The organism is Halogeometricum borinquense DSM 11551 (assembly GCF_000172995.2).
GTDB classification, from domain to species: domain Archaea; phylum Halobacteriota; class Halobacteria; order Halobacteriales; family Haloferacaceae; genus Halogeometricum; species Halogeometricum borinquense.
Genome location: NC_014736.1, coordinates 128,290 through 141,982, shown reverse-complemented (window position 1 = coordinate 141,982; position 13,693 = coordinate 128,290). Strand labels below are relative to the sequence as shown.

At 56.6% G+C, this 13,693-nt stretch carries 12 protein-coding genes and 1 pseudogene; 5 read left to right on the top strand and 8 right to left on the bottom strand.

From position 1 onward, the window contains the following. The first annotated feature begins 359 nt into the window (after positions 1-359). The 3 genes and pseudogenes from HBOR_RS17935 (at position 360) to HBOR_RS17925 (ending at position 4,064) form a co-directional block, all read left to right on the top strand. Entirely contained in the window at positions 360-1,148 is a 789-nt protein-coding gene (locus HBOR_RS17935; RefSeq protein WP_006053480.1) for a Na/Pi cotransporter family protein, read from the top strand. A gap of 119 nt (positions 1,149-1,267) precedes the next feature. Further along, positions 1,268-2,636 (top strand): annotated as a pseudogene (locus tag HBOR_RS17930) (nicotinate phosphoribosyltransferase). Between the two features lie 210 nt (positions 2,637-2,846). Beyond that, positions 2,847-4,064: a permease gene (locus HBOR_RS17925; RefSeq protein ID WP_006053478.1), complete on the top strand. Its 1,218-nt coding sequence runs from the start codon at positions 2,847-2,849 to the stop codon at positions 4,062-4,064. A 49-nt stretch (positions 4,065-4,113) separates the two neighbouring features. Here HBOR_RS17925 and HBOR_RS17920 read toward each other — a convergent pair whose 3' ends face one another. Together HBOR_RS17920 and HBOR_RS17915 are read right to left on the bottom strand one after the other, a co-directional pair. After that, a complete protein-coding gene (locus tag HBOR_RS17920; RefSeq protein ID WP_006053477.1) occupies positions 4,114-6,462 on the bottom strand; it encodes an amino acid permease in 2,349 nt (782 codons plus the stop codon). 122 nt (positions 6,463-6,584) lie between these two features. Continuing rightward, positions 6,585-6,800 (bottom strand): DUF7511 domain-containing protein, encoded by a 216-nt coding sequence (locus HBOR_RS17915; RefSeq protein WP_006053476.1) that lies wholly within the window; start codon positions 6,798-6,800, stop codon positions 6,585-6,587. A 178-nt stretch (positions 6,801-6,978) separates the two neighbouring features. Between HBOR_RS17915 and HBOR_RS17910 the strand changes: the two genes are divergently transcribed. Continuing rightward, complete coding sequence (locus HBOR_RS17910) at positions 6,979-7,857, top strand: universal stress protein (RefSeq protein WP_006053475.1); 879 nt, start codon at positions 6,979-6,981, stop codon at positions 7,855-7,857. 253 nt (positions 7,858-8,110) lie between these two features. Here the strand turns inward: HBOR_RS17910 and HBOR_RS17905 are convergent, their stop codons facing one another. The 5 genes from HBOR_RS17905 to HBOR_RS17885 all read right to left on the bottom strand — a co-directional run bounded on the left by HBOR_RS17905 (position 8,111) and on the right by HBOR_RS17885 (position 12,347). Continuing rightward, the gene (locus tag HBOR_RS17905; protein WP_006053474.1) at positions 8,111-8,419 is read right to left on the bottom strand and encodes an MTH1187 family thiamine-binding protein; all 309 of its coding nucleotides are present in this window, start codon (positions 8,417-8,419) and stop codon (positions 8,111-8,113) included. A gap of 1,088 nt (positions 8,420-9,507) precedes the next feature. Further along, positions 9,508-9,930, bottom strand: coding sequence for a CoA-binding protein (locus HBOR_RS17900; protein WP_006053473.1), 423 nt, complete (start codon positions 9,928-9,930; stop codon positions 9,508-9,510). A 66-nt stretch (positions 9,931-9,996) separates the two neighbouring features. Then, complete coding sequence (locus HBOR_RS17895; protein ID WP_006053472.1) at positions 9,997-10,665, bottom strand: alpha/beta hydrolase; 669 nt, start codon at positions 10,663-10,665, stop codon at positions 9,997-9,999. Then, on the bottom strand, positions 10,666-11,610 hold the full coding sequence (locus HBOR_RS17890; RefSeq protein ID WP_006053471.1) for a ring-cleaving dioxygenase: 945 nt from the start codon (positions 11,608-11,610) through the stop codon (positions 10,666-10,668). A gap of 101 nt (positions 11,611-11,711) precedes the next feature. After that, positions 11,712-12,347, bottom strand: a complete 636-nt coding sequence (locus HBOR_RS17885; RefSeq protein WP_006053470.1) for a VOC family protein — start codon at positions 12,345-12,347, stop codon at positions 11,712-11,714. A gap of 76 nt (positions 12,348-12,423) precedes the next feature. Here HBOR_RS17885 and HBOR_RS17880 point away from each other — a divergent pair, with 76 nt between their 5' ends. Further along, the gene (locus HBOR_RS17880) at positions 12,424-12,795 is read left to right on the top strand and encodes a winged helix-turn-helix transcriptional regulator (protein ID WP_013446641.1); all 372 of its coding nucleotides are present in this window, start codon (positions 12,424-12,426) and stop codon (positions 12,793-12,795) included. A gap of 101 nt (positions 12,796-12,896) precedes the next feature. Here the strand turns inward: HBOR_RS17880 and HBOR_RS17875 are convergent, their stop codons facing one another. After that, positions 12,897-13,538, bottom strand: coding sequence for a hydrolase (locus HBOR_RS17875; protein ID WP_006053468.1), 642 nt, complete (start codon positions 13,536-13,538; stop codon positions 12,897-12,899). Positions 13,539-13,693: the final 155 nt, after the last annotated feature.

Here is a 13,693-nt window from a genome sequence, read left to right as displayed (position 1 = left end):
GTCTGGTTGCTCGGCTGACCACCGCCTTCAGCATATGAGTTGAGAATCGCAAGAGAGATGCATCCCACGTGAGCTCTCGTCTATCTGATCTTCTCGCTCCGCTATTTTCTCGTCTGCTTCCGATTAGTGCCCTTGTAACGATCTTGCTGTTCTTGTTTGCCGTCCAGCTATTGGGGACGGCCACAGACGCCGCAGCACCGGTTCTCAAACCTGTATTCTCCCGTATTTCGGTGGAGGATACCGCTACTCTTGGCCTCAGTTGGTTCGGGACATATGTCCTCGCCAATGGATCAGTAATCGCGGCACTCTCCCTCTCTTTTTTCTCCGCCGGTATCGTTTCTGTCCCGCAACTGTTTCTGATGGTCGCTGGCTCACGTCTCGGTGCTGCAGCCATCGTTGTGTTCATCGGCGTTCTCGATTATTTCCAGAAGGAACGGTACTCCCTGCAGAAATCAGTCAGTATGGGCCTCCTTACCTTCCTTTTGACTCACTCGGTGTACGTCCCGGTCACCGTTTTGGGATACATCGCACTCCCATACTTTCGTGGCCCCTTTTATTCCGTCAGCTCTGGGTGGACCCTCAGATCGCAGCCGCTTTCGTTTTTCCACCCGCTCACCGTTGCTATCACGACTCGTATCGGACCACTGCTATCTTTTCTTTTGGCCGTTGGGATACTGTTTGGCAGTCTGAGACTGTTTGATCGCCTCCTCACGAGCGTTGATACGGCGACACTCCGCGACCGGTTTTTTCGTCACCTCCGAAACACGTGGGTTTCGTTCGGTATCGGCCTGTTAGTCACCGGTGTGACCACGAGTGTTGCGTTCTCACTCGGCGTTATCGTTCCTCTATACAACCGTGGCTATGTCAAGCGGGATGAACTCATTCCGTACGTACTCGGCGCAAATCTCGGGACGCTATTTGACACGCTGGTCGTGGCGATTCTCCTCGAATCGGCTGTCGGCGTCGCAGTCGTGCTCGTACTGCTCGTAACTGCAACGCTTGTGACACTGATTGCGCTCGTCGTCCATGACAGCTACAGCCGTCTAATCGCCGTGTTCCACGACCGCCTCCTCACTGATCGCCGACTGTTCGTGGGATTTGTTCTATCGCTCTTACTCGGCCCGCTCGTACTCTTATTCGTACCGTGACTATCGATGATTCTCGGATGGGGTGCGTATTGAGTCGCCGGTATCATCCACCACCGCCGTCCTTCGGGATGGGAGCACTCATCACGGACTTTAATCGGATTGCTAGACAATTACACGCTATGAGTGACACAGACTACGGCTACATCACCCCCGAAAACCTGTCGCTCTTTACAGATCTTTACGAGTTGACGATGATGCAGGGGGTACTTCCACCAGAACCATAATCCGACGGCGACGTTCGATCTCTTCTTCAGAGATCTACCGCCGAATCGAGGCTACATGCTCGCAGTCGGATTGGAGCAAGCGATTCACTACATTGAGACGCTGTCGTTCGGGGAGCGGGCAATCGACTATCTCACAGAGCACGGATTCGAAGAGGAGTTTCTGTCGAAACTCGAAACGCTAGAGTTCACAGGTGACGTCCGGGCGCTTCCCGAGGGGGAACCCGTCTTCCCCAACGAACCGCTATTGGAGGTGACTGCCCCGATCTTACAGGGGCAACTACTCGAGACCATTGCCATCAATCAGATCGGCTACCAGAGTCTGATTGCGACGAAAGCTGCGCGCATGCGAGACACGATTGAGCGGCACGGTGACGACCAGTCTCTCGTGGACTTCGGCTCACGACGTGCACACGGGAGCGATGCCGGGATGAAAGCGGCGCGAGCGGCCTATATCGGCGGTTTCGATGGAACCTCGAACGTCGCGGCTGGAGAAGCGTTTGGGATTCCGATCTACGGTACGATGGCTCATTCGTGGATCCAAAGCTTCGCAACCGAGCGTGCTGCCTTTGAGGCCTTCGTCGATGAGTACGGGGAGGACTCGATCCTCCTCATCGATACGTACGACACCGTCGCTGGTGCCGAAACCGCGCGTGATGTTGCCGACAAGCGAGACATTGATGTAGCGGGTGTCCGACTCGATTCGGGAAATCTCACGGCGCTCTCGAAGGAAGTGAACGAACTTCTCGGAGATACTGATATCTTCGTTTCCTCCGGCGTCGATGAATTCAAAATACGAGACTTCCTGACGAGTGGTGGAGTCGGGACTGGATTTGGGCCGGGAACAGCGCTCGTGACCAGCACCGATGCACCGAAGGTTGAAGGGGTCTACAAACTCGTCGCAATCGAACGAGACGGTGAGATGCGGCCGAGTATGAAGCTCTCGACCGGGAAGGCAACGTACCCCGGCGCAAAGAGCATTTATCGCGTCGAGCGGGATGGCTCGTACGCCTATGATACGCTCACCCCCCAGAAGGAGGACCACGACGGTGACGAACTGCTCGTTTCTGTCATCGAAGACGGCGACATCGTCTACGACTTTCCCGACCTTCAGACGGTTCAGGAGTTCGCACTTCGAAACGTCGAAAAAATCCCAGTGGAGGCTCGTACACTCGAAAACCCGACGACCTACGAGGTTCGAATTAGTCCGGAGTTGGATACTCAGACGACGGAACTACGCCAACAACTTGAAAGTCAGTTCACCTGATTAAATTGATAGAACAGTTTTATCGGCTCGGGTTTTCGTTTCGAACGAAAACCAAAAAAAAATCATACAAATGATACAACCGACTAGCGTTGCTTCAACACCTGTGTCTCCGATTGAAATCTTTCCGTCAGCTCACCATACTGCGCTCGACACCGTCACACCGCCCGTTATCCGTCTCGGTCGTGAATATTCGAGCACCGGTGACAACCCATGAGCGTTAGTGAGACCTTCGTTGAGGGGCTTCGCCTCGGCGGCGAGATGTTCTGGGAGACGTGGTGGGCTCTCGTCCTCGGATTTACGATAGCGGGGGCGGTGGAGGCGTTTGTGAGCGAGGAGAAGATGACGCAGGTTCTCGGTGGCAGCGGCCTGCGAGAACTGGGTCTGGGTTCGCTGTTCGGGGCTGCGTCGTCGAGTTGTTCGTTCGGTGCGGTCGCTACGACGAAATCGCTGTTCAAGAAGGGTGCTTCCCCGGTTGCGAGTCTCGCGGCGTTCCAGTTCGCCAGTACGAACCTCGTGATCGAACTCGGACTCGTGATGTGGATTCTGCTCGGCTGGGAGTTCGTAATTGCCGATTACGTTGCTGGCGTCATCCTCATCGTACTCCTCGCATTCATCTTCAAGTACATCGTTCCGGACGGCTGGTTCACTGTCGCTCGTGAGTACTTACAGAATCAGGAGGGTATTCGGGACCCCGTCTGTGGCATGGAAGTGGACCCAACAGAGACGGATACCGTCACGCTGGAGACGAGCGGCGGGACGGAGTACTTCTGTTCTGCGGAGTGTAAGCGGCGGTACCAGGAACAACAGCAAGGCACGTGGCGGGAGCGACTGCTGACTGTCGGCGGTTGGAAAGCAGTTTCACGAAACGCTATCGGGGAGTGGCAGATGCTCTGGAAGGACATCGTCGCGGGATTCCTCGTCGCCGGTCTGATCGGCGCGTTCGTCCCTCGGGCGTGGTGGACGACGCTGTTCGGCATCGGAACCCAGGGAACTTTCGGCTGGATATTCGCAAGCGCGGTAATCGGCGTGGTCGTCGGTATCGTCACGTTCGTCTGTTCCGTTGGGAACGTTCCCTTCGCGGTTATTCTCTGGAATAATGGCATCGCCTTCGGCGGCGTCATGTCGTTCATCTTTGCAGACCTCATCGTTCCGACGATTGACGACGCCTACCGACGATACTACGGATTGCGGATTGCGGGCGTGCTTTTCGTTTCGATCTTCGCTACTGCCGTCGTTTCTGGTGTCGTCATCCACTATTTGTGGGGTGGTCTGGGTTTGATTCCGCCCCAAGGACAGGTCGGAGGGACAGCCCCCCGTGGCTACACGACGTGGTTGAACGCTGGCTTCACGTTGGTGTTTGCGGTCCAAGCGTACCTCATGTACAGTCCCGAATCTGAGGGCGTTTCTGCGCACGAACACGCACCGTGAGTGGATTACGCGTCGTCGGGGCCCCAAGGTGTCGCAATCCTCAACTCTCCTACGAGGTTTTCTCGGGTGTCCGGATGAACCGCCGGAACGGTCGTCGCTCCGCGAGATGTCGGTGGAGGTAGCGATAGATCGGATAGAGATAGTCCTCGATATGACGGGTGACACCGCTCGAACTCGCGTAAATAATCACGGGGACGTTGGCCTCTCTGGCCAGATCGATGACCCGGTCAGGAGTACTCCCGAAGACCCACCGCCGGAGGCGCCGGTCTCGAGTTGCCCCGATGATGAGGAGTCCGCCGTTCCCCACCGCAGCAGACACCAGACCCTCTGCCACCGTGTCTGCGGTGAGGTTGTGAACGTGGACGGATTCGACGGCTGAGAGCGCCGCCATGGTTTCATCGACCGGTTCCTTCAAGCCTCCTGATAGTGGGTCGATACTGATAACGTGAATCTCGTCTCCGTGCTGACCGAGTTTGTTCACGAGCGGTAACAGCGCCAGATGATGCGGACCGCCGCCCGCGCCGATGTTGATTGTTGTGAGCTCTCCGATGGCGTCCACGTTACTGGTGAAGAAGACCCCGCAAGGAGCACTGTACTCGACTGTTTCTGCGATGCTCTGGCTCTCCTCAGGGTAACCCATCAGGATTCGGTCAACCTGTCCGTTCCGCGCCGTCTGGACGATATCGAACGCGATGTCTCGGCAGATGTGTCCCTCGACGCTGTATTCGACGCCGATATCGGCCTCCGCGAGTAACTCCTTGATATCTCCGGCCCGCTTTTCGGCCGTGTCGCGGACCATCTCGTTCGGCGTCTGGTCTGGGATATGAGTCACGTTGAGGACTTTCACGAGCGGTTTGCGGTCTTGGGCTCGGGCAAGTTCGGTTGCGAGTCGTACGTATGAGACCGCGCGGTCGGGGCGAGCGACGGAAACGAGAATCGTGAACCGGTCGCCCAAATCCGGTTCGGTTCCCTCGGTGGATCCAACCGGTCCAACAGCTGTGGGTACCCCTGTTGGGAGATGGGGTGGCACCACCTCTTCGATGAGTTCCTCGATATGGGGTGCGCCCCCCCAGGCGATGTAGGCGATACCGAGGACGACAACAAATCCGACGCCGACAGCGACGCCGACCGGCGGAAGATTCGTTATGAGCGCCAGATTAGCCAGAATGCCCACAACTGGGAGAAGGGGGACGAGCGGCATCCGGAACCCCCGTTCTAGGTCGGGATGATTCCGCCGAGAGTAAATGAGAGTCCCGTTGACCACGGCCAGAGGAACCAGCAAGTTGAACGTAGCGAACCCGGTGAGCGGTTCGAGGCCGAGAGCGTGAATGCCCGTCAGCCCCTGTTCGGAGAACAGGGTGATGAACACGAAGATGAGGCCGACGATAGTTGCCGTCGCCATCGTGATACTCCAGAACGGCGTCCGATACTCCGGGTGAAGATACGCGAACCGGCGGGGTCCATGTCCCTGTTGACCCATTAGTGACCCAATTCCGCTGGCCGCGAGAATCGAGGCATTCGAGGCACTCACCATCGAGAAGACCGCCCCGGCGACGATGAGAAGCTGCCCCCACGAGCCGAGAAACGACGCAGCAACGGTCCCCATCGCAGTCTCCCCCTCCGCGAGTACCGACCGGGGAACCGGCGCGTTCACCATCGCAACGATGACGAACGTGTAGAGGACCGTGACGGTGATGATGCTGGCCGCGATGGCCTTAGGGACGGTTTTCCTGGGTTCGATAATTTCGCCTGCGCTGGCCGCGATAGCGGAGAATCCGAAGAAAGTGATAAAGGCGAGCGCGGCAACCGAAACGATGCCGACGGGTTCAGCTTGAAAGTTGGATACGAACCGCCCGGTTGCGTCTCCCGGCCCGGCGAACGTGAGTGCTCCGGCGATGAAGACGAACAGGACACCGACTTTCGCACTCGTGACTAGCAGTTGAAATATCCCCGATTCCTCCGTTCCGCGGGCGTTGAGCACACCAAGCGTGAGGGCAGAGAGGATGCCCACAGATCCGTGAGGGAGCACGTGGAGTGAGTCGGGGAGAATGAACCGGAAGAACCACTCGTCCATTGTTGCGAGGTAGAAGGCTGTCGTGCCGGTGTAGCCGAGAAAGAGCGATGCGCCGATAGCGTACTTCAGTCGGTCGGCACCGTCGAACGTTCGAGAACAAAAGAGATACCCACCCCCGTTTTCGGAGTACATCGAAGCAAATTCGGAATAAGCGGCGGCAGTTATTCCGGCGACGACAGCGGCGAGAACAAACGCGATAACCGCACTTGAGCCGATACGGTAGACAGCAGTCCCGGAAAGTGAAAAGATGCCGGCCGCGATCATCGTCCCGAGTCCAATGGCGAAAGCGATTTTAAAATCGAGAGTCCGGGTATGTTCAACCATCAGTGTTCGATAGACTAGGTAGTGGCAAAACCGTGTGGGGTATTATCATGGGATTGTGATCTCTCTAAATCCGATCTTGGAGGACGGCCGGCCAGCGAAAGTCGATGCGTTCGGAGGTGGGGTTATCGCATGTCTCTCAGGCTGACGAATGAGCCTTCTTTCGCTGTAATCCAGGTAGACAGGAGTTCGAACTCAGAGACGTTTGGGGGGAAGATAGTACATTCGGCGGGCCGATCCTGCGATTCGACGATTTCTGCAGCTAACACCGGCGATGAATCTTCAGCGTTCGTTTCGGTCGGCAGTTGTCCGGCTTCGTTGTCCGTTGCTCGTTCGCTCATTCTGATGAACCTCCCTGAGTCGGCCTCTATGCGAAAGTATGACCAATACATGTAAAATGACAGTCTACACTTCCCACAGCGTGGGAAGTCTGCCATCACTGTTGTTTGTCGGTACTCTGTAAGACCGACTTGCGCACAGATAGCCTACTTACAACTCGGGTTCGTATGTACGCAGTACATGTACGACAACATCCTCGTCCCGACGGATGGTAGTCGCGGGGCCGAAAGCGCAATTGCTCGTGCACTTGACCTCGCTCGAACTGCTAACGCGACTACCCACGTCCTTTACGCCATCGACGAGAGCCTCGAACCGAGTCAACTGGATGCCGCAGCGCGCGACGAACTGCGAAGCCAGTCGGAAAAACGCGGACGAGGGGCAACCGTACAGCTTGACGAGCAGGCCGCAGACCTCGGAATCGAAACCGTTCGGGCCGTCAATGAGGGAATCCCGTACCGAGAGATACTCGACTACATTGACGAGAACGACATCGACTTGGTCGTGATGGGGACGCACGGCCGAACGGGGGCTGAACGGTCTCGGTTCGGAAGCACCACTGAACGGGTGATTACGCACGCCGACGTACCAGTGATGGCAGTCCACCTTACTGAAGACGAAGACCTCCCTGAACACGGGTACGGGATGTACGACCACGTCGTGATTCCTATCGACGGTAGTGGTGCCGCCGAACGTGCCGCTGCTCATGGCCTCAGCATCGCCGAGCGCTATGGAGCCGATGTCCACGTGATATACGTCATCGACACGACGACCTACGGGTTCGTAGACGCTCCGGGCAGTATCGTCGGCCTCCTCAAGCAGGGCGGCCAGAACGCAATCGAGGATATCGCGGCCGACGCACGCGAACGGCGCCTTCCGGTGACAACCGATATCCTTCGTGGCGTCCCTCACGAGGAGATTCTCGCGTACGCCACTGGAGTCAACGCTGACGTGATCACGATGGGGACTCGCGGTCAGACTGCCGACATGGACGGTTTCTTGGGGAGTACGACTACCCGCGTTGTCAGACAGTCCGAAATCCCCGTTCTCACAACTAACTGAGATCATGAGCGTCGAAACCCTCTGCCAAATCTGTGAATCTGCGCCCGCTCAACATCAGTGTCGCCGCTGCGCAGCGCTCGTGTGTAGTTTCCACTACGACTCGGACTCTGATCTGTGTACCGACTGCGCAACACACATTCCCGACAAATAATCTACCGAGTGACTCCCGAACGTAACTAATTCTGATAAAATATGGCGTATTAGCGTTGCAAGTGCAACGATCCCCGTGCATCTTGTGGGTTGGATTCCGCTCTTATTCTCCCTTCGGCTCCCGTCCGAGAACGCTTGCAACGGATTCGATACGGTCCTCTACGTGCTGTTCGCGGTCGCGCTGTTCGTCGATCTCCACGGAGGAGATGACGCGATTCCCCTCAACTGCCTTATGCGCCGCTTGGACGGCACCGAACACCTCATCAACGTCGTCGGCTTCGATGACGGTATCCGTTGCAGTCAGTTCGTACGAGATGTCGAAGTCATCGAGCGCGTTGATTGCCTGTGCGATGTCTTCTGACAAACTCCCGTCGTGGACTGGAATGACCTCAAATCTAGCGATTACTGTCATGGGTAGCTCCTTGTCTCTTGGCGTGGGCTGTTGGCTCCGATCCGATAGCCACTATGTCATATGTGACCATCTCATATAGGTTCTCGTCTGATCCGTTCACTTTTGGTGTGACGGCGTTCAAAACGACGTTTCTCTGTCGGTTTCTAGTCCCTGTGTTGACGCTCGTGGTCGGATCACGTCAGGCAAATCTTGCACAATCAAATGTTCTTGTAGATACATATACAACCAATGAGTGGACTTCTCTGCGCTATTCTTGATCACGTCCTCCCCAAAGCGAAGATGTGGCCATTATTATACGATCTCATTTCTGAGTACGTCGTTGCAGATGTAACACGTCCAGTTCACTGTCGTATGGATCTGTTACGATTCCGGCTCACCATGGTAATAGGTAGATTATTTTACCTTTTATCAACCGTTGCAACTCCAGACTGAGTTTGCTGTCCCCGGTCAAAACTGAAATGCGATCTCCTCAATGAATACTAAATAATATGGATTTAATCAAACATATCCTTCTAATCATTTCTCCTCTAGCGCCGAACAACCGACAGCAACACCTCGATTCTATAGTTTATGACCGACTGGCACTTCCATTACAATAATATATATGTTTGTGTGACCTGTCGGGTTTCCATTTTACATCCGATACGGGTGCTCTTATTCCGGTTCCTTCGAATGACTTCACAATTCTGTTTGTCTTCTTCCAAGACGACACGATAATCGATTTTCGATCATACCTCGGAGTGCCCACGTCTCTCCGTATCGCTTCCCGAGTCCTTCGATACGGAGTTCCATCGCGCTATCCTCTTGTATCGCCATGGTCAGGGGGACTCTTCAGAAGTCGAAATTCGTGTCCGGTTACGATCTGTTTGTGGTTCGAAGAGACCCCTCGACAAATCGCCAAAGTGCTTCGGTACCCCCGTCTCGGGGCGGTCGTTGGTTCGTCATGATAGCAATCCGTGATAGCCGCTTCGTTCTGGTATAAGATGCTAACCGGCCGCTGGGCTGGCAACTTGGTGATATATTCATGTACTCACTGTTGACAACTGCTGAGACGACCGCTCAGTATAGATCCTGAACCCGTTAGCAGCTCAGTCCATCGGATTGCGAATTAGCTGGCCGTGTTCGACCTTCATACACCGGTCTTGAACGACATCGACACCGACGGCTTCCGCTTTTCGTGCCGCCTCGTCGTGCTGAATGCCGGGCTGCATCCAGATCACCTTCACGTCCTCACGAGCGAGCGCTTGCTCGACAATCCCCGGAACTTCCTCGCTCGGCCGGAAGATTTCGACGATATCGATGGTCTCCGACACGTCAGCGAGAGAGTCGTACGCTCGTTTCCCGAAAATCTCGTCTGCGGTCGGATTGACCGGCCGTAGTTCGTACCCGTGACGCCCGAGATACGCCGGCACGATGTGGGCTGCTTTCTCGTAGGATGTCGATGCGCCGACGACTGCAACGCGGTCGTATCCGAGAACCCGACGGAGTTCGTCGGCGTCTTCTATTGGCATACTGGTGCTAGTCGGAGACAGCAAATCAGTGTACCGCTGCCGTACATGTCGAGCGTTCTCGTCTACTTAGACGAACTGTTCGATGAACGTATTGATCATCTGGATCTCGTCGTCGTTGATCGCGTGTCCCAGTCCGTCGTAGAGCCGACTGGTTACGTCGCCGTCGAGTTGCTCGAATACGCGCGCCGAGTCGTGAATGCGCTCTGCGGCGACGTACGGATCGTCGTCACTGCATCCGAGGAAAACCGGCGTTCCATCGATGGACCCATCGTAGTTCTGTCCTGTTTCTGGTCCGAGCAGGCTTCCCGATAACACCACGAGTCCGCCGTAGCGACCGGGGTTTCGCGCGACGAACTCGCTTGCGAGACATCCGCCTTGCGAGAAGCCCAGCAGGAGTGTGCGTTCCGATGGGATGCCGGCGGCCGCGGCCGTGTCGAGCGCATTCGACACGCGGTCGAGTGCTGACGAGAGCCACGGTTCGTTGTCTTCGACCGGTGCATCGATTGAGCGGGGATACCACGCACTGTGGGCCGCTTGCGGGGCGAGATACATCACACCGTGATGAAGGAACTCATCGATTAGCGTGAGGATGCTCTGTGCACTCGATCCGCGACCGTGAAGCAGAACCACGGCCGCTTCGGCCGCTTGCGGCGGGGCACCCGCTGTTTCGATGGGTTGCCCTTCGTGCGGGTTCCTGCCTCTTTCTGATCTCGTCGAATCCGCGTCTTGTGTCATTTAGTTCGACTCCGTCGCAGGGGGCCGTTCGAGCGGTTCGAGTTGGCTCTCGATCATCTCGCGGTCTTCTTCGAGCCACGGCGGGAGAAACAGCGACTCCCCGAGCGTGTCGCGGTCGGCGTCGGCTGTGAGTCCCGGCTGCTCCGTTGCGAGTTCGAACAGGATGCCGCCGGGTTCGCGGACGTACAGCGAGTGGAAGAAGTGTCTATCTTTCACCCGCGAGACGTCGTACTCACGTTCCCGAAAGAGGTCGTGCCACTCGTAGAGTTGCTCTTTCTCCGGGACGCGCACAGCGACGTGATGAATCGACCCTGCCCCTTCGCGGCCGAACTCGACATCTCGGTCGAGGAGATCGATGACGGTTGCACGGTCTCCCGGTGCCTGATACCGAACCCGGTCTCCCTCCTGTTCGATGAGTTCGAATCCCAGTGTGTCTAGAACGCTTGCGGTGACGAAGACGTTCGTCGAGAGCAGCGTCACACCGTGGATGCCGCGAATCGCGTGCTGAGACGGGACCGTCCCGTTCACCCACGGGTCTACAGACGACTCGCCCGTGACGAGTTCGAGTTGCGTACCGTCTGGATCGGAGAACCGAAGCACCGTCTCGCCGAACCGTTCTGTTTGTTCCGCGATAGCAACGCCGTGTTCGGTGAGTCGGTCTCGCCAGTAGGATACCGAGTTCGATGGGATCACCAGCGCAGCGGTGCTGATCTGGGGCTTTCCGATCCGCCCGTCGTCCTCTGCAGGATATGGAAAGAACGTCAATCCGGTTCCGGGCGAACCGGTTTCGTCACCGTAGAAGAGGTGACGCGTGAACTTCTCGTTGAAGTTTACCGTCTGCTTGACGAGGCGCAGGCCAAGCACGTCTGTGTAGAAGTCAACGTTTGCCTGGGCGTTGCGGACGATGCCTGTGATATGGTGAATTCCGGGCGTATCTGTGAGCACGTGTGGTGTGATGTGGTGGTCGTGTGGTGGATCTGTTCGAGTCGAATCTGAGATGTATCGGTGCGACTCCGGGTTGGTGCCTGTTCCGGTTTCAGGTGGATTTAGTTGAGTCCTCCTGCACCGGACTGCGCATCGGGGAGCGCTTTCCGCTTGACGGGCAGGTCGAGTTCTTCGAGTGCAGCTTCGAGGTGTTCTGCCTTGGCATACTCTGCGCCGGCTTGGAGACGTTTCTGCTGTGCGAGTGCAAGCGCCTCACCGCGTCGCTCGTCGGGAATCTCGAATTTGTCCGTTGCGAGTTCGATGACGAGTCCGTTGTGATCGGTCGTGTACAGCGAGTGGAAGATTCCTCGGTCGAACTCGTTGTAGTGGTGTCCGTGTTCTTCGAGTCCGGCACGAATCTCTTCGAGACGCTCGGGGTCGTACCGGAACGCGAGGTGGTGGACGCCGCCAACCGGTGTTCGTAACCGGCCGGTGTTCGACTCGCGTCCTTCTTCGACGAAGAACGTGAGCATGCGTCCGTCACCTGTATCGAAGAACAGGTGAGTGACGTTCGGCGCGTCGAGATTGGGCTGTTTGAGGACGAGCGACATTCCGAGGACGTCACGGTAGAACGCAATCGTGTCCTCGATGTTGCTCCCGATGATGGAAACGTGGTCCATCCCGGTTACGTTGAATGCGCTCTCCGGTGGGTCGGCGGTCACGGGCGGATCTGTTGTTGCGGATTGGTCGTCGGTCATGGTTTCCCTGTGTTACTTGGTTTGTATCCGAACTACTATAAACGCTCGCGGACAACAGTATCACCAGGTGACAGCGATGTCAGTACCAACGGACGATTCAGGAGTGGATGAAACGCTTAGCGAGGAAGAACGTCGAGTCGTCGATTCGATCAGCAACCTTGGATCGCAGTGGAGATTGCTTGTACTCTACGATCTCCAGAACAGTGAGAAGCGATTTAACGAGCTCAAGCGCTCGACTGGAGCGTCGAGCCGGACTCTCTCACGCGTCTTAGACGACCTCCAAGAGATGGGGCACGTAGAGCGCCGTCTCGAAGAAGATGCTCCTGTCGCAACGTACTACAGTCTCACTGCGAAGGGCGCATCGCTCTGTCCCGTATTCGACGAGCTAGAGAAGTGGTCGAAGAAATGGGAAGCGGACTCGGCTGCCGACGTCAACTCGCCCGAGTGATCGCTGCTCACCGAGCCATCCAAAAAAGTGGTCCACACCGTCTTTCAGGGCGTTTCAGTCACGCCATACTGACCGTCCGAAATACAGCATCGTCTGCGGTGTTATTCTGCGCTGCTTGCGTTGAAGCTCTCTAACACGAGTTCGTAGAACCCGGTCCGTTCACTGAAGTGTGCTGCCTGTTCGGGAGCGACATCCTTCGTCCAATCTTTCAGCATCTCCGAGGAGACGGTAAACCACGAGGTCAGGTCAACGCCGGCCTGTTCCATCCGGGACATGGCTGCCTGCTCAGCGCGGTCGTTGAGCGACCCTGACGCGTCGAGCACCGCTTGGACGTTGTATCCCTCTTGGGCTGCGCTGATTGCCGGGAACGCCACGCAGACTTCGGTGAGGATGCCGGCCATGATCAGATTCGACCGACCCGTCTCCTCGACGGCCTCAACGAACGCCGGGTCATCCCATGCGTTGACGAGCGAGCGGTCGATCACTTCGACTTCCGGGAACATTTCGTTCAGCTTGGGGAGGAGCGGACCGTTCGGACCCTCGGCACGGCTGGTGGTGAGTACGACCGGCAGATCGTACAGCTTTGCGACCTCGGCAAGTGCGAGGACGTTGTTACGGAGCGAGACCGTATCTTGGTTCTCGACACCCTGCAACAGCCCAGTCTGGTGGTCGATCAGGAGCAGTGCGGTGTCGTCTTCGTTAAAGAACGGACTCGGTTTGTCGTCGGTATCGGTTTGTGCCATTGCATATGGGTGTAAACGGCCGAGGGTCATAAAGTATCAAGTATCAGACATACAATCAGGTTGCATCGGCTTCACCTGGTGGTAGTCATGCCGCTGTTCGGTGAACTGAAAGATTTGAAACGGAACGATATGATTTATCGCATACATTTCTTGGA

What these genes read in the sequence shown, in the direction of transcription:
- HBOR_RS17880 (WP_013446641.1), top strand. Translation starts at nt 12,424, where the DNA reads ATGTCAGTACCAACGGACGATTCAGGAGTGGATGAAACGCTTAGCGAG.
- HBOR_RS17910 (WP_006053475.1), top strand. Translation starts at nt 6,979, where the DNA reads ATGTACGACAACATCCTCGTCCCGACGGATGGTAGTCGCGGGGCCGAA.
- HBOR_RS17905 (WP_006053474.1), bottom strand. Translation starts at nt 8,419, where the DNA reads ATGACAGTAATCGCTAGATTTGAGGTCATTCCAGTCCACGACGGGAGT.
- HBOR_RS17885 (WP_006053470.1), bottom strand. Translation starts at nt 12,347, where the DNA reads ATGACCGACGACCAATCCGCAACAACAGATCCGCCCGTGACCGCCGAC.
- HBOR_RS17895 (WP_006053472.1), bottom strand. Translation starts at nt 10,665, where the DNA reads ATGACACAAGACGCGGATTCGACGAGATCAGAAAGAGGCAGGAACCCG.
- HBOR_RS17915 (WP_006053476.1), bottom strand. Translation starts at nt 6,800, where the DNA reads ATGAGCGAACGAGCAACGGACAACGAAGCCGGACAACTGCCGACCGAA.
- HBOR_RS17920 (WP_006053477.1), bottom strand. Translation starts at nt 6,462, where the DNA reads ATGGTTGAACATACCCGGACTCTCGATTTTAAAATCGCTTTCGCCATT.
- HBOR_RS17935 (WP_006053480.1), top strand. Translation starts at nt 360, where the DNA reads ATGGTCGCTGGCTCACGTCTCGGTGCTGCAGCCATCGTTGTGTTCATC.
- HBOR_RS17900 (WP_006053473.1), bottom strand. Translation starts at nt 9,930, where the DNA reads ATGCCAATAGAAGACGCCGACGAACTCCGTCGGGTTCTCGGATACGAC.
- HBOR_RS17875 (WP_006053468.1), bottom strand. Translation starts at nt 13,538, where the DNA reads ATGGCACAAACCGATACCGACGACAAACCGAGTCCGTTCTTTAACGAA.
- HBOR_RS17925 (WP_006053478.1), top strand. Translation starts at nt 2,847, where the DNA reads ATGAGCGTTAGTGAGACCTTCGTTGAGGGGCTTCGCCTCGGCGGCGAG.